This window comes from Pedobacter sp. GR22-10 (assembly GCF_026239715.1).
In the GTDB taxonomy this organism is placed as follows: domain Bacteria; phylum Bacteroidota; class Bacteroidia; order Sphingobacteriales; family Sphingobacteriaceae; genus Pedobacter.
Genome location: NZ_JAPIVR010000002.1, coordinates 1 through 23,069 on the forward strand (window position 1 = coordinate 1; position 23,069 = coordinate 23,069).

Here is a 23,069-nt window from a genome sequence, read left to right on the forward strand (position 1 = left end):
TATAATCATCATGACATCCGCCATCTGATTCTTTTTTCCTTCCCTTTCGGCTGGGAGTGCAAAGGTAGAAATCTTTTCCGAACTTCCAAATAAAATAATTTTATTTTTTCATCCTTCTTTTCTTTCCAACCCTTCAATCTGCCGGCCTTTTAAACCAGCTCCCCGTTCCTTCCGAACCGGGCTGCAAAGGTAATGATCTTTTCTACTTCCGCAAATTTTATTTGAAATAATTTCTGCTCTCCTTATCCCCCTACACCCATCATCAACACGCTTTTCAACCCTAACCCTTTCCTCCGAAGCGGGATGCAAAGGTAGCAAAAAATCATACCCCGGCAAACCCACCCTAACCCTTTTTTCTCCCTAAAAACATAACCCGCTGTAAATCATCCATAAAAAATTAAAATAAATAAAACATTTTTAAATGAAGAGTGTTTGCAAGGGCGGTTTTCAGGAAAGAAGACCGGATCAAGTTATGTTAAACCATATAGGCATAGAGAACATAGAGACGGTAATGGTGATTTTATTTTAGGCGTGGGGAGGTTGAAAGGTTAATCGCGAATGTAAAGGATTATTCGAAGAACGAAAACTTATGGTTTATAGCTCGAGATGCTTTAGCGGGAAAGTGAGGAAGCCATTTACTCCATAATATATAGGTGAGAAAGAAGCCTATATTAAGCAGCATGCAAGTGCGTGGGTATTAATCCGAATGTAAACTCATAATCTATAGGCATAACAAAGAGGTTAACTGCGCTGAATAAGAAAATAATTAAGCGCTATTCCCTTCCTAACTATATTTTCTAGTTGTTTAAAACCAGAATTTTTAAGGACTTTCTGCGAGCCTATGTTTCTTACATCTGTCAGTGCTACAATTTCGTCCGAATTAGTGTTAGCGAATCCATAACATACAAGTGCTTTTGCGACTTCAGTACCAATGCCTTTACCCCAATATGATCTACCTAAACTGTATCCGATTTCCATTTGTCCGGGAATTTCGATAAAAGGCCTGAAAAGGCAATTACCCATAAAATCATGGTTTTCAGCATCAAATATCCCCCAGCGCCCAAATGGTCCGAGCTGATAATCCTTTATTGCAACATCAAATAAGTTTTTATATTCGTTTGCCAACAATTGTGGCAAATACTGTGTAACCTGCTCATCATCGAAAAATGAACAAAACAAGGAACTTTCTGACGGTAAGAATTCGCGGATCAAAATTCGATTGCTTTGATAGATAATGGCCATAGACTATTTTAACTTGAAGTGAAAACGAATGTAGAAAAATAGTTCTGAAACAAAAAAGGATACCGTAGCGGCATCCTTTAAATAATTTAAGTTATTAAATATTAAGCAATATCGAATCGATCAAGATTCATCACCTTTGTCCATGCTTTTATAAAATCTTTCACGAATTTCTCATTCCCATCGAAACTTGCATATAATTCAGCAATTGCCCTGAGTTCTGCATTGGAACCAAATACTAAATCTGCACGACTGGCCGTCCATTTTGGTTGTCCTGTGGTCCGGTCGCTGCCCAGATAAGTTTCTTTATCTTCAGAACTCGCTTTCCATGAGGTGTTCATATCCAATAAATTTATAAAAAATTCATTGGTGAGCTTTCCTGGTGTATAGGTAAACACACCACTTTTAGAACCATCAAAATTAGTATCTAAAACACGTAAACCACCTACCAGAACTGTAAGTTCAGGTGCTGTTAAAGTAAGTAAATGTGCCCGATCAATCAATAATTCTTCTGTTGAAACAGATGACTTTGATTTACGGTAGTTTCTAAAACCATCAGCTAACGGCTCCAGATAACCAAATGATTCCACATCTGTTTGTGCTTGCGAAGCATCCATCCGCCCTGCGGTAAAAGGCACTGTAACTGAATATCCTGCTTCCGTTGCAGCTTTTTCAACACCAGCATTCCCCGCTAATACAATCAAATCGGCAAGAGATATCTTTTTTCCGTCAAGCTGCGCGCTGTTAAACTCCTGCTGAATGCCCTCTAAAACATTCAAAACTTTCTGCAATTGAGCTGGGTTATTTACTTTCCAATCTTTTTGTGGCGATAAGCGTATTCTTGCACCATTGGCACCTCCACGTTTATCTGAACCACGGAAAGTGGAAGCCGAAGCCCAAGCAACAGAAACTAACTCAGATACGGTCAAGCCTGAAGATAATAATTTCGACTTTAATATTTCAATATCGCTATCACTTACCAATGCATGGTTTACTGCAGGAATGGGATCTTGCCAAAGCAACTCTTCCTGAGGTACATCAGGGCCCAGGTAACGGCTTATTGGGCCCATATCCCGATGTGTTAATTTATACCAGGCACGCGCAAAAGCATCAGCGAATTCATTAGGGTTTTCCAGAAAGCGTCTGGATATTTTTTCATATTCGGGATCAAAACGCAAAGCAATATCTGTGGTCAGCATTGATGGAAGATGTTTCTTATTGCTATCATAAGCATCAGGGATAATTGCTTCTGCGTTTTTGGCTATCCATTGATGTGCCCCAGCCGGGCTTTTGGTTAATTCCCATTCATAGGCAAAAAGATTTTCGAAGAAATTATTGCTCCATTGAGTTGGTGTGGTTGTCCAGGTTACTTCAAGTCCGCTGGTAATCGTATCTGCACCTTTACCGCTTCCATAGCTGTTATCCCATCCAAATCCCTGGCTTTCAATTCCAGCGGCTTCAGGTTCTTTACCCACATGATCTGCAGAAGCAGCACCATGCGTTTTCCCAAAACTATGTCCGCCCGCAATCAGGGCTACTGTTTCTTCATCATTCATAGCCATTCTGCCGAAAGTATCACGGATATCTTTAGCCGCCAATACCGGATCAGGATTTCCATCTGGCCCTTCAGGATTTACATAAATTAAACCCATTTGTACCGCTGCAAGTGGTTTTTCAAGGTTACGGGAATGGGTATCTCCGTCAGCATCATCATCACTTACCAATACGCCATGTGCCTTATCGGCACCATCCGAACCATGGCCATATCGAAGATCACCACCTAACCAGGTTGTTTCTGATCCCCAATAAACTGATTCATCTGCTTCCCAGGCATCTTCCCTCCCGCCAGCAAAGCCAAAGGTTTTGAAATTCATTGATTCCAGGGCAACATTCCCGGTCAGGATGATTAAATCTGCCCATGAAATTTTATTCCCATATTTTTGCTTGATCGGCCAAAGTAATCTTCTGGCTTTATCTAAACTCACATTATCAGGCCAACTATTTAATGGCGCAAAACGCTGCAAACCAGCACCGGCTCCACCACGGCCATCTCCAACGCGATAGGTACCTGCACTATGCCAGGCCATGCGGATAAATAATCCACCATAATGACCAAAATCTGCCGGCCACCAATCCTGTGAATCAGTCATTAATAATTTCAGGTCATTTTTTACCTCTTCCAGATTAAGACTATTAAAAGCCTCAGCATAATTAAAATCTTTATCCAATGGATTTGATAGGGATGAATTTTGTCGCAGAATGTTTAGTTTTAGTTGATTTGGCCACCAGTCGTGGTTTCTGGTTCCGCCGCCCCCAACATTCTGTTTCATACTTCCATTATGAAACGGGCATTTGCTGATATCATTTGAATCTTTTTCCATTTTCTTATGTTTTGCTATTTGAATTATGTTTATTCAAGGGTAATTATAATTTTAAAGTTAAAGGTTCCTTTTCAGAAATCACAATCGAATAATTCTATATTTCCATAGTCAAAATCTATCCATGTTTCAGTTACTTTCAAAAGCTGTTAATATACTGCATTGCACCAATCACAAAAACATAGTGATGAATTATCCAGAATAAGTCAGGATTTAATCTTTATATAGCATATTTGCATGACAGTATATTTTAAAAAATCGATGAAGGAACAGAAAAAGGTTTATGCCATAATTACGGGAGCAAGCAAAGGCATCGGCAGGTCAATTGCGACAGAACTGGCTAAGAAAGGTTTTAACCTGTTACTTGTTGCACGATCTGCTGAAGAACTGGCCTCACTTGGTCATGATCTTGAAATACAATATGGTATAGCAACTGATTTTTTAGCAATTGATTTAAGTATTCCAACTTCACCTAAAGTAGTATCAGATTGGATTACTGATAAAAATTATGGTATTAATGCCCTAGTTAATAATGCTGGTTATGGGCAATGGGGACAGTTTAAAGATTTAGACCTTCAGGCTCAAATGGAAATGTGCCGGTTAAATATGGATACGCTGGTCTCTTTATGTCACCTCCTTATACCTTCGCTTATCAAAGAAAAACAATCTTACATTCTGAATATATCCAGTACGGCGGCATATCAGGCTGTACCTACACTTGCCATTTATTCTGCAACGAAGGCTTTTGTGCTTTCTTTTTCACGCGCGTTGAGATTTGAATTAAAAAATACATCCATATCAGTTACCTGTTTAAGCCCCGGTCCTGTAGATACCGGGTTTGCACACCGGGCGGGATTAGATGCCTTTAGTAAGATGGCAGAAAAATTTAATATGCAACCGGATGAAGTGGCCAGGATTGCAATAAAGGGCATGCTTGCCAAGAAATCAGAAATTGTTCCGGGCTTAACTAATATGGTCAGTGTTTATGCCAATAGATTCCTGCCAAAAGCCTTTATAGAAAAAATGGCTGCTGGTATATATAAGGTATAGCTATTTTAATCATACCACACTTCTACTTGAAATTTTAACCCAGGTATATATTATCCCATATTAAGACAAGTTATTAACGAACCAAAAAAAAGACTACTAAAACTATAGATTTAATATATTTTTATATATTTGTACCTGATTCAGTTATTAAATCAATAATTGAATTAAAAATAGTCATGTGGCCGAGTGGTTGAGGTACAGGTCTGCAAAACCTTTTACGGCGGTTCGAATCCGCCCATGACGTCTATAGCACCGGTAAGAACGCTATACAGCCTCTTTTAATCTGTATTGATTGTTTAGTATAGTACTATTCAACAGAAAAGCCCTCAGCTGAAATACCAAGGGCTTTAAAAAAATTCACAAATGCTTATTTAGCACTGTTTTTTTTCTCTGTAACTTCAGCTCTGATTTCCTGAGCCAATACTTTTAAGTCTTGCATTGCTTTACGAACACGAGTTCCGGCTGCTGCATTTCCACCATCATAGAATTTAGCAATATCAGCTTCTACTGAAGCGATAACTTCTTGTACCTGTTTGAATTTTTCCATATTTATGAATAATTAAGATGAATAAATCCACCTGTAAATTGTTTTAACCCTCTTTTGGGGCTCACAAAACTAATAAATCCCATCAGATTACAAAAAAAATCTATCAAAGACTTTCATTTCAGAATTGAAAGGTTATCTGATTTGTTTATCTTTATTAAAAATGATCAGCAGATCAGTATGGTTATTTCCATATTTTTAGTCTCATTTGGCATGCTGATATTTCAATTTTTAAATATAGCATGTACCATTCTTGCCGCCATCTCTATTACCATCTTCACCTTTAAATATATACTAAAAAATAAATGTTAAGTCAAACAAACAATTAACAGCTTAATATGTATTGTTAGCATGAAAATAACATTCATGCTGCCTGTTATACTCTTGGTTGTTGCCTGCCATAATACCAACCCTGAACAGGGTTCTGGCGGGAAAAAAGTTGACCGGCAAATTTCTCTTTCCAGTTCAGGCATAGTTGATTCAGCAAAAGCCATTATTAATCAACAGGTTGCTCTAAAGAATCAATACCTTAATGGAAAAATCAATCAATATCATTTTCAGGAAAGGAACAATAGCTTAATGGCGACTTATAAGGTATTATTCAATAGCTTGTCTCCGGCAGATACGCTTGAGATTTACAAACACAGGTTATTGAAAGAAAAAGAAATGCTCCAGGATTCTATCAACAAAACAAAAATTCAACAATGAGCATAGAACAAGAAAAACCAGCTGATACACCGAAGCCTGTGAGCAAGCTTGGCAATTTTTTTATCACTTTGTACCATGTATTTGGATTTATAGGCCGGTTTTTCAAGGAAGCTTTTCTTCCACCCTATGAGTTTAAAGAACTGATGAGGCAGTGTTATGAAATTGGTTATCGCTCGGCGCTACTGATTTCTACTACCGGCTTCATTACCGGGTTGGTATTTACAAAACAATCAAGACCTTCTTTATCAGAATTTGGTGCCACCTCATGGTTGCCTTCCCTGGTGGGAATTGCTTTATTAAGAACACTCGCGCCATTGCTTACCGGACTCATCGCAGCCGGGAAAGTAGGCTCAAGCATTGGTGCAGAACTAGGCTCGATGAAAGTTAGCGAGCAAATTGATGCCATGGAGGTAAGTGCCACAAACCCGTTTAAGTTTTTGGTAGCTACACGGGTACTGGCCGCAACCATCACCATGCCTATTCTTACCTTTTATACCGCAATGGTCGGCATGTTGGGCGCACTGCTCAATGTTTCGGTAAACGAAGGTACCAGTGCCACCACATTTTTTCAGAGCGCATTAGAAAACATCACTTTCCTGGATATCATTGCGAGTACAATTAAAGCGATAATATTTGGTTTTACCATCGCCATTGTAGGTTGTTATCAGGGTTATCATTCGTCAAAAGGTACAGAAGGTGTAGGAAAGGCAGCCAACTCAGCAGTAGTAACGGCGATGTTCCTCATTTTTGTTGAAGAAGTGGTTTGTGTTCAGATTTTTAGTCTTTTTAATACATAACTGAAATATGACATCAAAAAACATGACCGATTTCAGTGCAGAAAAAGTAATTGAAATCAAGGAACTGGATAAGGCATTCGGATCTTACCAGGTTTTAGAAGGTGCAAACCTTGATCTTTATAAAGGCGAAAACCTCGTAGTACTTGGAAAAAGCGGAACGGGTAAATCAGTGCTGATTAAAATAATTGTCGGCCTGCTTCGTCCGGATAGTGGATTGGTAAATGTACTCGGCCAGAAAGTAGATGAAATTTCTTACCAGGAATTACTGGACCTCCGTTTAAGGATAGGTTTCTCATTTCAAAATAGTGCCTTATATGATAGCATGACTGTTCGGGATAACCTCGAGTTTCCTTTGGTGCGAAACCGGAAAGACCTCACAAAATCTGAAGTGAATGCCCTGATTGAAGAAATGCTGGATGCTGTAGGATTGGCTCAAACCATTAATCAGATGCCATCAGAATTATCCGGTGGACAAAGGAAACGGATTGGAATTGCAAGAACATTAATTTTAAAGCCAGAAATTATGCTTTATGATGAACCCACCGCAGGTTTAGATCCAATTACTTCGAAAGAAATTAATAAACTGATTAATGATGTGCAGGAACGATACCATACCAGTGCCATAATCATTACTCACGATTTAACCTGTGCCAAGGAAGTGGGCAATCGTGTTGCCATGCTAATGGAAAGGCGATTTGAACGGCAGGGAAGTTTTGAGCAGATATTTAATTCAGGCGATCAGCTGGCACAACCATTTTTTGATTATAATTTTATACAATAACCATGAACGATAACAAAAAGAAAATAACAGTCGGCATTTTTATTGCCATAGGCATACTGATATTTGTGGTGGCGATTTTCACCCTCGGCAGCCAGAAAAAAACCTTTGTAAAAAGCTTTACCCTTAATGTAGTATTTAATGATATACAGGGTTTAAAAAAGGGAAATAATGTATGGTTCTCAGGTGTTAAAATCGGAACAATCAAGAAAATTGATTTTTTTGGCACATCACAAGTAAAAGTTGCGCTAAGCATTGAAGAAGACATGCATAAATATATCCATAAAGATGCCGGGGCCAGCATTGGAGCGGATGGATTAATTGGCAATAAAATCGTTGTACTTACCGGTGGTAACCCAAAATTTCCATTTGTGGAAGATGGCGATATGCTAAAGGTAAACAGTTCGTTATCTACTGATGATATCATGAAAACACTTCAGGTAAACAATAAAAACCTGGTAGACGTAACTTCTGATTTTAAACTGCTTTCCCGTAACCTGGTAGATGGAAAAGGGGCTGCAGGTGCACTCCTGTCGGATGAAGAATTGGCAAATAATTTCAAATCTATGGTGGCTAACCTGAATAAAACCTCAATGGCAACCTCAAAAATGGCTTTGGAACTCAATACCTTTGGTCGGACTTTAAATAATAAGGATGGTTTGGTGAATAAGATGATGACGGATACTGCTGTTTTTGCAAAGCTGGAAAGATCAACTCAGAGCCTGCAAAAACTTACCCAATCGGCATCCGTAATGGCTGCTAACCTGGAAGCCGCCTCCGGTAAACTTAAAACTTCGGATAATGCTGCCGGATTATTATTAAATGATGCGGCCACCGCACAGCAGGTACGATCAATCATGGTCAACCTGGAGAAGAGCAGTAAAAAGCTGGATGAAGATCTGGAAGCTTTGCAAAGCAACTTCCTGTTGCGGGGTTTCTTTAAAAAGAGGGCAAAAGATTCACTTAAAAGACAGCAGCAGTAAACAAATCAATTGTTAGAAATGCATTCAATTTTACATAGGAATTGGATGCATTTTCATTTTATAGAAATTCAGTTCAAAGTCATGATCATAACAAAACTTGCACAGCAGTACCGAATGTTGTATATTATCGAAAACCTCAGATTAACGGTCCTCAAAAATTTATTATTCACTAAAACTTTAAAAATTTGGCATTAAAAAAAGCAGGATTTAACAGAGGGCCACGCTTACCCTTCAGAAAGAAAGAAGCAGAACATAAAATTAATCAGCTAATCACCGCTTCGGAGGTCAGATTAACCGGAGAAAATGTAGAAACGGCAATTTATCCCATTGCCGAAGCATTAAAACTGGCAGATGAACAAGGACTCGATCTTGTTGAAATTTCGCCTAATGCAGTACCCCCCGTTTGTCGCATCGTAGATTACAGTAAGTTTCTTTATGAACAAAAGAAGAAACAGAAAGAAATCAAATCTAAAGCCAAGCAAACCATCATTAAAGATATCAGGTTTGGTCCGAACACGGATGATCATGATTTTCAATTTAAATTAAAGCACGCGATATCATTCCTTGAAAGCGGAGAAAAAGTCCGGGCATTTGTACATTTCAAAGGAAGATCAATCGTTTATAAAGACCAGGGAGAAATCTTATTATTAAGGTTTGCTCAGGGACTGGAAGATGTTGGAAAGGTAGAACTGCTTCCAAAGCTTGAGGGAAAAAGAATGTTCCTGACACTGGCACCCAAGGCTGGAAAGAAATAATAATCAACAGGTTTTTCTTATACTATTCGATCTGATGCCTGATAGCCTGGCATCAGATCTATACGTATTCCATACCCTTTTGTTATTAATAAGAATGACAAAACTTATTTTTTTACTTCAATTATCTTTTTGATTCGGGAAGGATCATAATGAAGTCCGGGAGATAGCCAATACAATAATACCAAACGGGAGTACCTATAATTTAAGGGAGAAAAAAGTAATACACCTGCAAAAATAATGGTTACAAAATACCATAAGTTTTCGTAAACAATATCTAAGCCCAATACATAAGCAGCCACGCCTAAAAAAATAATTTCGGCAACATTCATGGCATAGCTTACAAACATGGACACGTAGAAATATCCGGGTTCCCGCTCAAACTTCAGCTCACAAACATCACAAACCTCTTTCATCTTCTGAATCTTAAATCCATACATTGCACCGGTAAATATAGCACCCCGGCGGCACCTCGGGCATTTGGCATGGATGAATGCAGACCATTCAGAAACCCGAAATTCTGTACTGTTTTGTTTTTCCAACTGAGTATGCTCCATATTAATAAAATGATTAATTATTTAAACTGAATACCATTTTAGAACAGTAAAGATCATGGTTGGTTTTTTATAATATTTACAAGTATCCAAAACGAAATCAGGAATACCCAAATCTGGCAATTATTATCCTATACTATTGATTTTAGAAAATCACCCTTTAAAAGGTAATCGGAAAATACAATATGTTATCGGAAAAGGAATAGCACTTTCGCTATCTCTGAACTAATGAAGTCATAATTATTGGAAACTGAGCAGCAAATCTACTCAACTCAGTTTCCTGAAGTTTTATGAGCGAAGATTCACTTCAAAACCGCCGTAGCTTACCATATCTGCACTGTGCGCAATATTTAAGTTTAACTTAAGCTTTTCTATAATATCTTTTGCCGTTTGGATGGCCTGGTGAATATTACTTACCCCTCTGATTTCTATGCCTGAACGCATTACTTTAAATTTTGTAGGTTCATAACGATCTATAAACTTCTGCAAATCTTTTGCTATTGGTTTTTGTGTGCTCATTTAATATATTTTGCATTAATAAGCATGCTCAGTCCATAATTGTTTAGAAAAAAGATAAATTTCTTACAACGCCCGGTATTCAAAAAATTCAGCTATATCCCCATTGTAAATAAGTCAGATATATATTATAAATCGATATTAAAATTAATATATAGAGCCCAAAAACCATTTAAAAAGATTCAAAATCATAATTATCAATTAAAAAACAATAAAACACAGATAAAAAATTATAAAAAAATCAAAAACAAGATATTATTTAATTAAATCATTCAAGTTTTTAAACAAAAACGCAGTCAAATATTAAATATTCAAAATAAAACATCAATTAAATGATAATTAATATATAAAATATAATTAAAACAACTTTAAATACTATATTTGACTATCATTTATCATATTAAAAAGCAATTATTCTATATATTAATTTAATTATCATAAAAAAAACAGAAGATTTATATTTTTTTCAAGACATATACTAACCAAATATATTAATTGTTCAATTTTTAAATTTAAACCCAAATAAAATGACAGAAACGTCAAATAATTGGTTAGCCGCTTGTCGGGTGGAGGATGCGGTAGAAAATGGTGGGGTATGTGTAAAAAATGGTGATGATCAAATCGCATTATTTTACTTTACCAGAAGAAATGAGTGGTACGCCACACAGAATGAATGTCCGCACCGTAAACAAATGGCTTTAAGTCGTGGAATGATTGGTACTGCTACCGATGAACCTAAGGTAGCTTGTCCATTTCATAAGAAAAACTTCTCCTTAAAAACCGGTGAATGCTTAAGCGGCGATGAATGCGCCCTTAAAACCTATCCTGTTAAAATTGAAAACGGAACGGTTTATATTGGCATCAATCCCAAATAATGATCTGATTGAACATCAATATCAGATGAAGAGATAGCAGCAAGGCTATAATAAAATGGATGCTTTATTCATTGAATGGAATCACGTGGAGCGCGGATCATTGGCCAGGCAAAGGCATATCATTTAATCATGCAAACCAAACAAACCTTAAAATGTTGAACTCAACTAATCAACCCCTTAGCAAACTCAATATATTCTCATTGAAAGGCGTTCAGATGAAAACCTTTCACATTACCTGGCTTACCTTTTTCTTTTGCTTTTTCGCCTGGTTCGGGATGGCCCCGCTTATGAAAATGGCCAGAGAACAATTAAACCTGACTAAAGACCAGGTAGGGAATATCCAGATTGCATCGGTATCCGCTACCATACTTGCCCGTCTGATGATCGGCAGGCTCATTGATAAATTCGGTCCTAAACGCATTTATACCTGGTTACTCGTGTTATGTGCCATCCCGGTCATCTTCATTGGCACCAGTCAGTCTTATCTGTCTTTTCTTATTTTCCGCCTGGCCATCGGCGTAATTGGCGCCTCATTTGTCATTACACAATTTCACACCTCTATTATGTTTGCGCCAAATATTAAAGGAACGGCCAATGCTACGGCAGGTGGTTTTGGAAATGCCGGCGGAGGTGCGGCCAACTTCTTTATGCCACTTATTGCATCAGGGCTTAGTGCCATCGGGCTTTGTACCTCGGCTGACAGCTGGCGATATGCCATGATTTTTCCGGGCATCATGCTGCTCTTGTGTGCATTCCTTTATCATAGATATACCGAAGACAGTCCGGCGGGGGACTTTAAAAACCTTGATATGGGCAAGAAAAATAAGGAAAACACTTTTTTGCTTGCCGCCAAAGATTACCGTACCTGGATTTTAACCATTGCCTATGCGGCCTGCTTCGGTGTAGAGATTACAGTTGATAATTTTGCGCCCATTTTCTTTACCGATTCATTCGGTGCCACCATAGCAGTCGCCGGAATGGTGGCAGGTATTTTTGGCTGGATAAATATATTCGCCAGACCTGTGGGTGGCATCCTTGCTGATAAAATTGGCAAAACCTGGGGATTTGATGGAAAGACACTGTTATTGGCTTCCTTACTTTTGATAGAAGGCATTGGCTTAATCTGGTTTGCAAAATCCGGAAATATCGGCATGGCTATTTTAATGATGTTTGTTTTCGGCCTGAGTTTAAAAATGGCTAATGGAGCCACCTATAGCCTGGTTCCTTTTATTAATCCTAAAGCCGTGGGAAGCGTAGCCGGCATTGTAGGTGCCGGAGGAAATATTGGTGCCATGCTCATTGCCTTTATGTTTAAAGCAAAAGCCAACCATTTGTCTAAAAACCTGACCGGTGATCATGCCCTGCATAAAGATTTAATTGATTACACCAGCGCTTTTACATTATTGGGTTATATCATTCTGACCATAGGCATTGCAGTATTTATTTTCAGAACCGTTATGGCACAAAAACAGCGAAATATCAATGAGCTTGTTTTTAATCCTTCAAAATAATTCATTTACCATCTCAAACATCTTTTGGAACCAGGAAAACACATATCAAATACCACTACCTGCTGCTACTGCGGCGTGGGCTGTGGTATTGTTGTACATAAGGATGCTCAGGATAACCTCACAGTTGCGGGTGATGAAACACATCCGGTTAACCGCGGTATGTTGTGTAGTAAAGGGATGAATCTGCATTATACGGTTAATGATAAAAGCGACCGCTTGCTTTATCCGCAGATGCGCTACAATAAAAACATGCCTTTACAGCGGGTAAGCTGGGACACCGCACTTGAACGAACGGCGGCTGTTTTTAAGGCTTTAATAGAAAAACATGGTCCGGACAGCGTGGCATTTTATGCCAGCGGACAATGTTTAACGGAAGAATATTATGTGGTCAATAAACTGATTAAAGGTTTTATCGGTAGCAATAATATCGATACCAACAGCCGCTTATGTATGAGCAGTGCGGTTGTTGGTTATAAAATGAGTTTGGGAGAAGACAGTGTGCCGATCAGTTATGATGATATTGAACTGGCAGATTGCATTTTCGTAGCCGGAGCTAACCCCGCCTGGTGCCATCCCATTTTATGGCGGAGGGTAGAAGCTGCTAAAGCGAAAAACCCAAAGCTTAAAATCATTGTCAGCGACCCAAGAAAGACTCAAACCTGTGCACTGGCTGATGTATATTTACAAATAAACCCAGGAACCGACATTACCTTACATCATGCACTGGCAAATTGCTTAATTACTGATGGCAAAACCAATCCTGATTTTATCCGGCAGCACACCAATGGCTTTGCCGCCTATCGTGAAAATGTATTGCGTACGTCCATCGCCGATGCAGCTATAATTTGCGGAATCACAGAAAGCGATATTCGGACGGCTGCTTCGCTTATTGGCCATGCCAAAGGCTTCCTCACCATGTGGACGATGGGCCTGAACCAAAGCGTGGTGGGTACCCATAAAAACCTTTCGCTCATTAACCTGAACCTCATTACCGGACACATCGGAAAACCAGGCAGCGGACCGTTTTCACTAACCGGGCAGCCCAATGCTATGGGTGGCAGGGAAGTTGGCGGACTCAGTAATTTGCTGCCGGCACACCGCAACCTGGCTGACGAAAAAGACCGGAATGAAGTGGAAACCTTCTGGAATATTCCGTTAGGCAGTATTAATCCAAAACCGGGGCTTACGGCTACGGAAATGTTTGATGAACTAAATACGGGCAAACTCAAAGCCATCTGGATTTTATGTACCAATCCACTGATTAGTTTGCCTGATGTGAAAATGGCTGAAGCCGGACTTAAAAATGCCCGCTTTGTAGTGGTTCAGGACATCAGTAATAAAATTGAAACGTTAAAGTATGCTGATGTGGTTCTGCCTGCAGCCGCCTGGGCGGAAAAAGAAGGCACCATGACCAATGCAGGCCGTTACATTTCTCATTTAAATCAAATGGTTGATGCACCCGGAGAAGCTTTGCCTGATGCTGAAATCATTTGCCGCTTCGCAAAAAAAATGGGTTATGCCGGCTTTGATTTCCAAAACCCTTCAGCCATTTACCTTGAACATGCGGCACTTACCGCCGGAACCAGCATTGATATCAGTGGATTGGATTATGAGATCCTTCAAAAGCAGAGGGCTGTTCAATGGCCATATCCAAAAAACAATACTTCGGGCACCTCCAGGCTATTCACCGACTATAAATTTCATACGCCTGATGAACGGGCAAACATTCTTTCCTTTTCAGATAAAAACCAGTCTGAACCTTTAAGCCCTGAACATCCGCTGATCCTCACTACGGGAAGAATTAGGGATCAATGGCACACCCGGAGCAAAACCGGTAAAGTAACGAAGTTGAACCAGCACCTTGGTGAAACTTTTTTAGAAATTCATCCGGCAGATGCCGCTAAGCGAAAAATTAAAGACCAGGATCTAGTAGTAGTGACCAGCTTACGCGGCGAGGTACGGGTGAAAGCCAAATACAATGAGGACATTAAACCAGGCGTGGTGTTCATGCCCATGCACTGGGGCATCATCAACCATTATGACCATCACCGGGTCAATAACCTCACCAATAACCTGGTTGATCCCATCAGTAAGGAACCTGATTTTAAATACAGCGCCGTTGAAGTCAAATTGTATCAGAAGCCCAGACAAAAAATCATCGTAGTGGGCGCTGGTGCGGGTGCCTGTGGTTTTGTAAAAAGCTACCGGACCTTAAATATGGATGATGATATTGAAATTTTCAGCAAGGAAGACTTTCCATTTTACAACAGGGTACTCCTCCCCGATTACATTACAGGCACTTTGCCCTGGCATAACCTCATCAAAATGAGTAATGATGAAGAAAATCATTACCACATTAAACTACACCGCGGTATAGAAATCCGCCACCTTTCAACCGCAGCAAAAACCGTTACCGATAGCCGGGGCATTATTCACCAATATGACATTTTAATACTGGCCACGGGCAGCAGACCTTTCGTACTGAAAGATATGCCCCACATGAGAGGGATATTTACCATGAGGAGCAGGACAGATGCCGATCAGTTTAAAGCACACCTGGCGAACACCAATAAGGAGGTTGTTATTGTGGGCGGAGGTTTACTGGGTATTGAACTGGCGACCTCTCTTAAGGAAACAGGTGCACAGGTAACCATTATACAAAGAATTTCGCGCTTAATGGGACGCCAGCTGGATATGATGGGCAGCCAGCTGCTTCACGAAGAAATTTTGAGCAAAGGCATTGATATCATTTATAATGATGAGGTAGACCGCTTTTTAGGAGAAAAGGAAATAGCAGGCATTCGCTTAAAAAGCGGACGTATGATTGCCTGCCAGTCGCTGGTTATTGCCATTGGTACCGTTCCGAATATAGAACTGATCAAACAAGCCGGTATTGATTGTAAACGGGGGGTGGTGGTGGATGAATATTTAAGAACGAATGCAAAAGACGTCTTCGCCATTGGCGAAATTGCAGAATTTGAAGATCAGCTTTATGGCATCACTGCCGCTGCCGAACAGCAGGCCGAAGTAGTGGCCAGGTTTCTCTGTGGCGACATCGGCAAGTACTACACCGGAAGTTTACTGATGAACATCCTGAAGATGCACAGTCTGGCGCTTTGCTCACTTGGGCTGTCAGAAATTCCGAATAATGGAAAGGGTTATGAAGAAATTATTTTTATAGACAAGGCGAAACGCTATTATAAAAAGTGCATTGTACACCAGGATAAACTGGTAGGTACCATCCTCATTGGCGATAAAAGTGAGTTCCTCGAATTCAGGAATTTAATTGAAACCAAAATGGAGCTAAGTGAAAAAAGACTTCAGTTGCTGCGAAGCGGAAAAATGGCTGAGCCGCTTATTGGTAAAACCATTTGCAGCTGCAATAATGTGGGTGAAGGTAATTTAATCAATAAAATAAAAGAAGGATGCAAAGATCATTTGCAGCTCTGCCAGCTAACCGGTGCAGGTATGGGTTGTGGCAGCTGCAGGCCAGAGATCAAAAACATCCTTGATGCTTTCATCAATATCCCAAAGGAAGCCAAACCATTAATTCCTGTTGAACAAGATTAATCAAAGTAAAATGAGCAGAAAAACCACCAGTCCTTCAGAATTCATTAACGTAAAGGGCATAGAATATTTTCGTTTTGAAGAAGATTTTATGGAAGATAACATCCGTTGCATCCCTATGGTTGTCCGTTTTAAAATGGATGCCTGCGGAATTAAGTTAAAGTTAAGCGAATGGAGTAAATTTAACGCAACTGAACGGGTAAAACTGGCTTTAATGTCTATTGATAACGCTGAAGTGACCGAACGCTACCATCAATACCTGATTGCCCTGATTACCAAATACACGGGCAATATAGCTACAAAGCTGGCCATAGACCCTGCACCCGCCTGGGCCAATTTGCAGCAGATTCCGGAAATGTTACTGGAAAAATCAGCAGAAATTGGACTGAACCTTTCACTGAAACAATGGAAAAAACTAACTGATATCCAGCGCTTTGCCTTATTAAAACTCTGCAGACCCGGCCACGAAAATAAAAACTTCCCTAAGGCAGCTGTAGAATTTGGATTATTAAACTAACAGTATGCAGCCACTCACCGTTATTATTAATTTTCCCGGCGGGATTATTTCACCCGGAAACCTGTATAACATCCTGGTGGCGGCCACAAGGGCAAAAATCCAATATGTAAGGTTTGGACTAAGGCAACAGCTCTACCTGGATACCATCAGCTATAACGCAGCAACATTTACTGGTGAACTCAGCCGCCTCGCCATTGATTATGAAATTGACCAGAGCCAATACCCCAATATCGTAAGCTCCTACCCTGCTGAAGAAATTTTTATCCGGAACTCCTGGCTTACCGAAGGGGTTTACCAGGATGTGCTGGCTGCTATAGATTTTAAACCCAGCTTAAAGGTAAACATCTGCGATCATAGCCAGAGTTTCACGCCCATGCTCACCGGCAATATCAACTGGATCGCTTCTGCAGCGGCCGAACATTACTGGCACCTCATTATCCGCTTCCCTAAAACCAATGTAGTTTATGAGTGGGATCAGCTGTGTTACACCAACAGCATTTCCAGATTAACCAGGCAAATTGAAGCCCTGATTACTTCACAGCCTGCAGATTTTATCGATAACATACAAGCCAGCGGAGCAGAACTTTTCAGCCTGATGCAAACCGATGATTACATCTTAAAAAAAGCCACACAACCGGTCTCCACTGTACCATTTAACCTGCCCTATTATGAAGGCCTTAACCGCTACAATAACAAATACTGGCTTGGCATTTACCGGCGGGATGAATTGTTTAAAGTGGCTTTCTTAAAAAAACTCTGCCTGTTATGTACAGATACGAAAGTGGGACAAATTTGCTGCACCTCATGGAAAAGCATCATTATCAAAGGTATTGCTGAACAAGATAAAATCCGCTGGAACAATTTGCTGGAAGAATTTAACATCAACATGCGCCATGCAGCCAATGAACTGAATTTTCAGGTAGAAGATAACTGTATGGAAGGCCTGCAGCTAAAAAACTACCTGGTGAAATACCTCAGCATAGATGATATCCGTACTTTCGGGATTTGCGTTGGTATTAAAACCAGGAAAAAAAGTGAAATATTCAGCAGCATTCTAATTCGCAAACGTTACCTCGTCCATTTTATGGGCATCAAACTATTTCCCGTTTATGACATTCTCAGGGCAAAAGATTTTAATCCGAATGAACGTACAGAAGAAGTTTTTAGCAGTGGCAATCTGAAAGCCATGCTACCCGAGCAGTTGAGAAGGGTTATTATGAAGTTTTATACTTTCAGAAAGGAAACCAGCCAGTATAAAAAAGCTGTTTCGCCCACTGCCAAAGTAAATACTCCTTTATTGGAAGAAGAAAACCTTTATCAATGCAGCCGGTGTTTTACCATTTACAACGAAGCCATTGGCGAAATGGAATCAAACATCCCGCCACATACGGCCTTTCAGCACCTTGCAGAAAGCTATTGTTGCCCGGTATGTGAAGGTACGAAACATGAGTTTATCAAAATCAGCCATTCCGCCCTTGCTTATACTCCATCATAAGTATTGAAATTTTTAAAAGCCCCTGTTTTACCTTCAGGGATGATGAGTTCGCAAACCTTCAGCAAACTTAAAACATGTTTCATGCTGTGCCTGGTTAGCCTGCCCCCCTTTAGTTCATGCATAACTTTGGCTAAACTTCCGGCTTTATAAATGGCACAAAGTGGCTCCGGGTTTCCGTCATGGCTAAAAACAAAAGCTTCCTTAGCGGGTAATTTATTTTCTGCGTCCAGTAATTGTGTTAACAGGCTGGTTTCCATCAGGGGTAAATCGCAGGCCAGCACCAACAAGTCAGCCAACGGGTGTTTCGCATGTACCGATAAAAGTGCCAGCACCGGGCCGGCTATATCCAGTGATGGATCATCAAAAATGAATTGTTCTTCTTTAAAGAATGGAAGGTAATTTTCACGCTGACTTTCATTAACCGATATTGCCACTGGAATACCCAGGCCTTTCAGCTTCTGGAAAGCATGTGTAGCCCAGTTGCCATTCCCAATAGAAATCAGCCCCTTATCGGTTCCCATCCTGGTGCTTTTTCCCCCGCAGCAAACGATGCCTAACATTTATTTCGAAGCAAGTTCAATTAATCCGGCTTCGTTCATAATACCCAGAGCTTTCCCGTTTACTTTAATCAGCTGTTCTGCCAGCAATTCATTCATGGTGCGGAATACCGTTTCGTAAGTGGCACCTGTAAAGGCTGCCAGATCCTGCCGGCTCAGCTCCAATGAAAGATAGCCATCCTGGTCTAAACCAAATTGTGCTTTCAGCTCCAGCAAGGCCACAGCCAAGCGTCCTTTAACTGACATTAAAGCCAGGTTTCTCATTTTTTTCTCTGAAGCATGTAACTCATCTGCATAAAACATTAGCATCTGGTAAGAAAATTCATGATTAACCTTCAGCGTGGTTTTAAAAAATTCAATATCCACAACACAAAAATGCGTGGTTTCTAAAGCCGTGGCAGAAATGGGGTAAGCATCTATTTTTGAGGTTATGCCCCGGTGCCCAAAAATAGCACCACGGTTTGCGAAACGCAAAATCAGTTCTTTATCACCCCACTTTTTATGGATTTTCACATTACCGGAGGTAACAAAATATACCCCTTTAACTGGTTCACCCTCACTAAAAATCGATTCGCCTCTTTTGGCAATAAAGTTTTTTCTGTGGTGCGCAATGGCAGGTTGCCATTCAGGTAATGCCAGCTGGCACATCATACAGGTATTAAGGTCGCAAGCACTATCCTTCTTCATAATTTCAACGTATAGGGTAAAAGTAATCAATCATCATTGATTTTAATTATAAAATATGATGTAGCAGAAGTACTGTGGGTATCTTTCCTTAAAAAGAAAAGAACGATGTGACTTCTATTTCAAAAAACTCATTCTTCAAATTCAACCTCCTTTAGCTTGTTGAATAAAACTAAATTCCATTTTACTTGATACAAGTCCTAAAGAATAGAAATAAAACAGGGAAGTACCTTCATCGCGAAATGACTGTATTTTACATAGATAATGTTTTAGCCTAACAAATCAGATCGCTTAAATTATATCTCTATCAGCTAAGGCTTACTACAGATTTGATACATACAAAATGTAATTAAACCCTTTAATCAACGTTTTTATACATACATCCACTTTATGATACCGAATGAAATTTTTGCCCCTTATTTTGACAATTTTATTTTCTCAGATCGCCTCCGCTCAAAAATCATTTGTGTTTCCTAAAGTAAAACTGCAAGGTTCTGCCGTTGAACAACTTCAACTGAAAAACTGGACGGTAATTGAAACAGCTCAGGGCGATTTAAATAACGACCAGGCAGCAGATCTGGCATTGGTTTTTGAATCAAACCAAACCATTGAGGAAACACGAACCTATGGCGATAACAATTCCGAAATTATTAAGGAAACACAGAAACCACGTATTTTAGCCATTTACTTTAAAGATAAAACAACGGGTAATTATCATTTATCAACCCAGAATAACGATTTTATCCTAAGATCTGAAGAAGGCGGAAAACTTGGAGATCCACTACAACAGGTAGAGATTAAAGATCAGCAGCTATTTTTAAGATTCAGAGGGGGTAGTGAGTGGCGATGGGAATTGGGTTACACTTTTAAATTCCAGCAAAAGGATTGGTTTCTTACCAGTGCAATTAACCTTTATTTTAACCAGAATACTGGAGATATGACAGAGCGGATTTACGATTTCAATAGCCGCCAGCTCTTTACTACCATAGGCAATCTGCATCAGCGCGACATCGCCAATCAAAAAACCAGTGAGGTACTATTTTTCAGTCAGCTGAGAACATTCAAAACTTTTAAAAAGCCATGGGCCTGGGAAATCATGCCCAATGTTTATTTATGATGATAAGCTATATAAATTAAATCTGCTGTGCAATGACAAAGCCACTGGCCCAGGCCCATTGAAAATTATATCCCCCAAGCCAGCCTGTCACATCTAAACATTCACCACCAAAAAAGAGATTTGGAATTTTTTTACACTCCAGCGTTTTAGAAGATATCTCATTCGTATCAATTCCCCCACGCATTACTTCTGCCTTATCATAACCTTTATCTCCTGCAGGCTTTACTTTAAAACGATGTATTGTTTGATCTATTAGCTCCATTTCTATTTTGGTTAAGGCAGCAACAGGTTTATTTAGTGGCAAAAACTTCCCTAAGGCATCCGTCAGCTTTTTGGTGTAAAAACGGTTCAGCAAAGTAGAAACCAAAGTTCGGCCATTGAGTTTACGCTCCTCATCTAACAATTGAAGGATATTTTCTGCGGGAAGAAGATTTAAATTCACCACCTCACCTTTGCGCCAGAAGGAAGAAATCTGCAAAACCGCCGGACCGCTCAATCCCCAGTGTGTAAAAAGAATATTTTCTTCAAAAGATATTGCTTCATTACTCACTTCGCAAAAAACCGAATTGCCGGAAAGCTGTGAAAACCATTCCTCATCTTTTCCTGTGATAGTTAAAGGAACCAAAGCCGGGGCGGTTTCTATAATGTTTAACTGATGTTTCCTTGCAAAACGCAAGGCAAAATCAGTGGCACCCATTTTCGGAATTGGTAAGCCTCCGGTGGCAATCACTAATTTTTCCGCACGCAGTGAGATTATTTTTCCGTGTTTCTCGTAGGTTACTTTAAATTCATCTGCCAAAACTTCAATTTCCTTCACATCAGCTTTGGTTCTGATTTCCTGTCCAAAATCGGCACAGACCGAGGTAAACACATCCACCACATCCTTGGCGTTTTTATCATCAGGAAACAATTGCCCCAGCCTTTTTTCTTTTCCCTGAATACCATAAGTCTCGAAAAAACCAATAGTATCATCAACTGTCCATTGATTAAAGGCAGATTTGATAAAATGAGTATTTGCAGAAATAAACTGCTCATCTGAAGCAAACAGATTGGTATAATTACAGCGCCCGCCACCGGAGATTAAAATTTTAGCACCGGGTTTTTCATTCTTTTCCAGCACGATGACCTTTTTACCGAGATAGCCTGCCTGTACTGCACACATTAATCCACAGGCACCTGCACCAATAATAATCGCATCTGCATCCATCATTAAACCTAAATTGTTACTTTTGTACAAAATTAGCATAATTTTCAACCCTTCATGGCAAAACAGATCAGCGAATTAAAATTAGGTATTTTAGGTGGTGGACAACTCGGCAGGATGCTGATTCAGCAGGCGATTAACTATAATGTAACCAGTTTGGTTTTGGATCCGGATCCGGATGCGCCCTGCAAGCACCTGGCAAACTATTTTGAAAATGGTTCCATCACAGATTTCGACACCGTTTATAATTTTGGAAAAAAGGCTGACATCATCACTATCGAAATAGAAAAAGTTAATATCGAAGCTTTAGAACAACTGGAAAAAGAAGGCAAGCAAGTGTTTCCCCAATCGAGGGTAATTCGTTTGATTCAGGATAAAGGCATACAAAAACAGTTTTTTAAGGAAAATGATATTCCAACCTCTCCTTTTCAGATTGTGAATACCAGAGAAGATCTTGAAAACAGCCAGATTCCTTTTCCATATATTTTAAAATTGCGCAAAGACGGGTATGATGGTAAAGGCGTAATGAGGATAAACAGTGCAGATGATTTGAAAAATGCTTTTGATGCCCCCTGCATTATTGAAAAACTGGTTGATTTTGAAAAGGAAGTTGCAGTTATTGTAGCCAGAAATGCAAAAGGCGACATGAAAACCTTTCCAATGGTAGAGATGGAATTTAATCCTGAAGCGAACCTGGTTGAGTTTCTGATATCCCCTTCTACTTATGCTGAAAGTCTACAGCAGAAAGCCGAAAATATTGCTAAAAACATCGCATCAGCCATGAACATTACCGGAATTTTAGCGGTAGAAATGTTCGTTTCCAGCGATGGAGAAATCCTGGTAAACGAGGTGGCCCCGCGTCCACACAATAGCGGTCACCATACCATAGAGGGCAATTATGTTTCTCAGTTTGAGCAGCACTTGAGGTCTATCTATAATTTGCCTTTGGGCGATACCACCAGCATTACCAATGCCGTAATGATTAACCTGTTGGGCGAAAAAGGTTCAGAAGGCGTTGCCAAATACGAAAACCTGGAAAAAATAATGGCTATTGACGGTGTTTTTGTTCACCTCTATGGAAAAAAATACACCAAAGCTTTTCGTAAAATGGGACACGTAACCATTGTTGACATCGACAGGGATAAGGCCATTGAAAAAGCAAGATATGTACAAAAGACTCTTAAAGTAATTGCTTAAATAAATAAAGAGCAAGGAACAAAGATTAAAGAGCAAAGACTAAGGA

The 23,069-nt window shown here is 39.8% G+C and carries 21 protein-coding genes and 1 tRNA gene; 14 read left to right on the top strand and 8 right to left on the bottom strand.

Going from position 1 to position 23,069, the window contains the following annotated elements; translation table 11 throughout:
- Positions 1-741 precede the first annotated feature (741 nt).
- Positions 742-1,242 carry a GNAT family N-acetyltransferase gene (locus tag OQX64_RS07530; RefSeq protein WP_265818301.1) on the bottom strand — a complete coding sequence of 167 codons (501 nt, stop codon included), beginning with the start codon at positions 1,240-1,242 and terminating at the stop codon, positions 742-744.
- Positions 1,243-1,343: 101 nt separating this feature from the next.
- Complete coding sequence (gene katG, locus OQX64_RS07535) at positions 1,344-3,620, bottom strand: catalase/peroxidase HPI (protein ID WP_265818302.1); 2,277 nt, start codon at positions 3,618-3,620, stop codon at positions 1,344-1,346.
- A 234-nt stretch (positions 3,621-3,854) separates the two neighbouring features.
- Here katG and OQX64_RS07540 point away from each other — a divergent pair, with 234 nt between their 5' ends.
- Complete coding sequence (locus OQX64_RS07540; protein ID WP_265818303.1) at positions 3,855-4,667, top strand: SDR family NAD(P)-dependent oxidoreductase; 813 nt, start codon at positions 3,855-3,857, stop codon at positions 4,665-4,667.
- A gap of 172 nt (positions 4,668-4,839) precedes the next feature.
- Positions 4,840-4,911 (top strand) — tRNA-Cys (locus OQX64_RS07545).
- Between the two features lie 123 nt (positions 4,912-5,034).
- On the opposite strand, the gene OQX64_RS07550 is transcribed toward OQX64_RS07545, so the two are convergent.
- A complete protein-coding gene (locus OQX64_RS07550; protein WP_029288744.1) occupies positions 5,035-5,214 on the bottom strand; it encodes a hypothetical protein in 180 nt (59 codons plus the stop codon).
- A gap of 348 nt (positions 5,215-5,562) precedes the next feature.
- Here OQX64_RS07550 and OQX64_RS07555 point away from each other — a divergent pair, with 348 nt between their 5' ends.
- The 5 genes from OQX64_RS07555 (at position 5,563) to infC (ending at position 9,232) form a co-directional block, all read left to right on the top strand.
- Positions 5,563-5,919 carry a hypothetical protein gene (locus OQX64_RS07555; protein WP_088302148.1) on the top strand — a complete coding sequence of 119 codons (357 nt, stop codon included), beginning with the start codon at positions 5,563-5,565 and terminating at the stop codon, positions 5,917-5,919.
- On the top strand, positions 5,916-6,716 hold the full coding sequence (locus OQX64_RS07560; RefSeq protein ID WP_088302149.1) for an MlaE family ABC transporter permease: 801 nt from the start codon (positions 5,916-5,918) through the stop codon (positions 6,714-6,716). The genes OQX64_RS07555 and OQX64_RS07560 overlap by 4 nt, the downstream gene beginning before the upstream one ends.
- A gap of 7 nt (positions 6,717-6,723) precedes the next feature.
- Positions 6,724-7,497 (top strand): ABC transporter ATP-binding protein, encoded by a 774-nt coding sequence (locus OQX64_RS07565; protein ID WP_088302150.1) that lies wholly within the window; start codon positions 6,724-6,726, stop codon positions 7,495-7,497.
- Positions 7,498-7,499: 2 nt separating this feature from the next.
- A complete protein-coding gene (locus OQX64_RS07570; protein WP_088302151.1) occupies positions 7,500-8,477 on the top strand; it encodes an MlaD family protein in 978 nt (325 codons plus the stop codon).
- 185 nt (positions 8,478-8,662) lie between these two features.
- Positions 8,663-9,232, top strand: coding sequence for a translation initiation factor IF-3 (infC, locus tag OQX64_RS07575; protein ID WP_088302152.1), 570 nt, complete (start codon positions 8,663-8,665; stop codon positions 9,230-9,232).
- A gap of 104 nt (positions 9,233-9,336) precedes the next feature.
- On the opposite strand, the gene OQX64_RS07580 is transcribed toward infC, so the two are convergent.
- The gene (locus OQX64_RS07580) at positions 9,337-9,786 is read right to left on the bottom strand and encodes a DUF983 domain-containing protein (protein ID WP_265818304.1); all 450 of its coding nucleotides are present in this window, start codon (positions 9,784-9,786) and stop codon (positions 9,337-9,339) included.
- Between the two features lie 285 nt (positions 9,787-10,071).
- Positions 10,072-10,302, bottom strand: coding sequence for a hypothetical protein (locus OQX64_RS07585; RefSeq protein WP_265818305.1), 231 nt, complete (start codon positions 10,300-10,302; stop codon positions 10,072-10,074).
- 524 nt (positions 10,303-10,826) lie between these two features.
- Here OQX64_RS07585 and nirD point away from each other — a divergent pair.
- The 5 genes from nirD to OQX64_RS07610 all read left to right on the top strand — a co-directional run bounded on the left by nirD (position 10,827) and on the right by OQX64_RS07610 (position 18,264).
- Positions 10,827-11,174, top strand: a complete 348-nt coding sequence (gene nirD / locus OQX64_RS07590) for a nitrite reductase small subunit NirD (protein WP_088302155.1) — start codon at positions 10,827-10,829, stop codon at positions 11,172-11,174.
- A gap of 215 nt (positions 11,175-11,389) precedes the next feature.
- Positions 11,390-12,685, top strand: coding sequence for an MFS transporter (locus OQX64_RS07595; protein ID WP_265818306.1), 1,296 nt, complete (start codon positions 11,390-11,392; stop codon positions 12,683-12,685).
- Positions 12,686-12,709: 24 nt separating this feature from the next.
- Positions 12,710-16,255 carry a nitrate reductase gene (locus OQX64_RS07600; protein WP_265818307.1) on the top strand — a complete coding sequence of 1,182 codons (3,546 nt, stop codon included), beginning with the start codon at positions 12,710-12,712 and terminating at the stop codon, positions 16,253-16,255.
- A 10-nt stretch (positions 16,256-16,265) separates the two neighbouring features.
- Entirely contained in the window at positions 16,266-16,769 is a 504-nt protein-coding gene (locus tag OQX64_RS07605; RefSeq protein ID WP_265818308.1) for a nitrate reductase associated protein, read from the top strand.
- 4 nt (positions 16,770-16,773) lie between these two features.
- A complete protein-coding gene (locus tag OQX64_RS07610; protein WP_265818309.1) occupies positions 16,774-18,264 on the top strand; it encodes a rubredoxin in 1,491 nt (496 codons plus the stop codon).
- Here OQX64_RS07610 and mobA read toward each other — a convergent pair.
- Together mobA and OQX64_RS07620 are read right to left on the bottom strand one after the other, a co-directional pair.
- Positions 18,249-18,824 carry a molybdenum cofactor guanylyltransferase gene (gene mobA / locus OQX64_RS07615; RefSeq protein ID WP_265818310.1) on the bottom strand — a complete coding sequence of 192 codons (576 nt, stop codon included), beginning with the start codon at positions 18,822-18,824 and terminating at the stop codon, positions 18,249-18,251. The genes OQX64_RS07610 and mobA overlap by 16 nt on opposite strands.
- Entirely contained in the window at positions 18,825-19,508 is a 684-nt protein-coding gene (locus OQX64_RS07620; RefSeq protein ID WP_088302160.1) for a Crp/Fnr family transcriptional regulator, read from the bottom strand. It lies immediately after the preceding gene.
- Between the two features lie 397 nt (positions 19,509-19,905).
- Here OQX64_RS07620 and OQX64_RS07625 point away from each other — a divergent pair, with 397 nt between their 5' ends.
- On the top strand, positions 19,906-20,622 hold the full coding sequence (locus tag OQX64_RS07625; protein ID WP_088302161.1) for a hypothetical protein: 717 nt from the start codon (positions 19,906-19,908) through the stop codon (positions 20,620-20,622).
- Between the two features lie 16 nt (positions 20,623-20,638).
- Here OQX64_RS07625 and OQX64_RS07630 read toward each other — a convergent pair whose 3' ends face one another.
- A complete protein-coding gene (locus tag OQX64_RS07630) occupies positions 20,639-21,868 on the bottom strand; it encodes an NAD(P)/FAD-dependent oxidoreductase (protein WP_265818311.1) in 1,230 nt (409 codons plus the stop codon).
- A 15-nt stretch (positions 21,869-21,883) separates the two neighbouring features.
- On the opposite strand from OQX64_RS07630, the gene OQX64_RS07635 reads away from it, so the two are divergent.
- Positions 21,884-23,023 carry a 5-(carboxyamino)imidazole ribonucleotide synthase gene (locus tag OQX64_RS07635; RefSeq protein ID WP_265818312.1) on the top strand — a complete coding sequence of 380 codons (1,140 nt, stop codon included), beginning with the start codon at positions 21,884-21,886 and terminating at the stop codon, positions 23,021-23,023.
- The last annotated feature ends 46 nt before the right edge of the window (positions 23,024-23,069 follow it).

Bases quoted from the DNA above. Each gene is read 5' to 3' on its own strand.
- OQX64_RS07530 (WP_265818301.1), bottom strand. From the start codon at position 1,242: ATGGCCATTATCTATCAAAGCAATCGAATTTTGATCCGCGAATTCTTA.
- katG (WP_265818302.1), bottom strand. From the start codon at position 3,620: ATGGAAAAAGATTCAAATGATATCAGCAAATGCCCGTTTCATAATGGA.
- OQX64_RS07540 (WP_265818303.1), top strand. From the start codon at position 3,855: ATGACAGTATATTTTAAAAAATCGATGAAGGAACAGAAAAAGGTTTAT.
- OQX64_RS07550 (WP_029288744.1), bottom strand. From the start codon at position 5,214: ATGGAAAAATTCAAACAGGTACAAGAAGTTATCGCTTCAGTAGAAGCT.
- OQX64_RS07555 (WP_088302148.1), top strand. From the start codon at position 5,563: ATGAAAATAACATTCATGCTGCCTGTTATACTCTTGGTTGTTGCCTGC.
- OQX64_RS07560 (WP_088302149.1), top strand. From the start codon at position 5,916: ATGAGCATAGAACAAGAAAAACCAGCTGATACACCGAAGCCTGTGAGC.
- OQX64_RS07565 (WP_088302150.1), top strand. From the start codon at position 6,724: ATGACATCAAAAAACATGACCGATTTCAGTGCAGAAAAAGTAATTGAA.
- OQX64_RS07570 (WP_088302151.1), top strand. From the start codon at position 7,500: ATGAACGATAACAAAAAGAAAATAACAGTCGGCATTTTTATTGCCATA.
- OQX64_RS07580 (WP_265818304.1), bottom strand. From the start codon at position 9,786: ATGGAGCATACTCAGTTGGAAAAACAAAACAGTACAGAATTTCGGGTT.
- OQX64_RS07585 (WP_265818305.1), bottom strand. From the start codon at position 10,302: ATGAGCACACAAAAACCAATAGCAAAAGATTTGCAGAAGTTTATAGAT.
- nirD (WP_088302155.1), top strand. From the start codon at position 10,827: ATGACAGAAACGTCAAATAATTGGTTAGCCGCTTGTCGGGTGGAGGAT.
- OQX64_RS07595 (WP_265818306.1), top strand. From the start codon at position 11,390: ATGAAAACCTTTCACATTACCTGGCTTACCTTTTTCTTTTGCTTTTTC.
- OQX64_RS07605 (WP_265818308.1), top strand. From the start codon at position 16,266: ATGAGCAGAAAAACCACCAGTCCTTCAGAATTCATTAACGTAAAGGGC.
- OQX64_RS07610 (WP_265818309.1), top strand. From the start codon at position 16,774: ATGCAGCCACTCACCGTTATTATTAATTTTCCCGGCGGGATTATTTCA.
- mobA (WP_265818310.1), bottom strand. From the start codon at position 18,824: ATGTTAGGCATCGTTTGCTGCGGGGGAAAAAGCACCAGGATGGGAACC.
- OQX64_RS07620 (WP_088302160.1), bottom strand. From the start codon at position 19,508: ATGAAGAAGGATAGTGCTTGCGACCTTAATACCTGTATGATGTGCCAG.
- OQX64_RS07625 (WP_088302161.1), top strand. From the start codon at position 19,906: ATGAAATTTTTGCCCCTTATTTTGACAATTTTATTTTCTCAGATCGCC.
- OQX64_RS07630 (WP_265818311.1), bottom strand. From the start codon at position 21,868: ATGCTAATTTTGTACAAAAGTAACAATTTAGGTTTAATGATGGATGCA.
- OQX64_RS07635 (WP_265818312.1), top strand. From the start codon at position 21,884: ATGGCAAAACAGATCAGCGAATTAAAATTAGGTATTTTAGGTGGTGGA.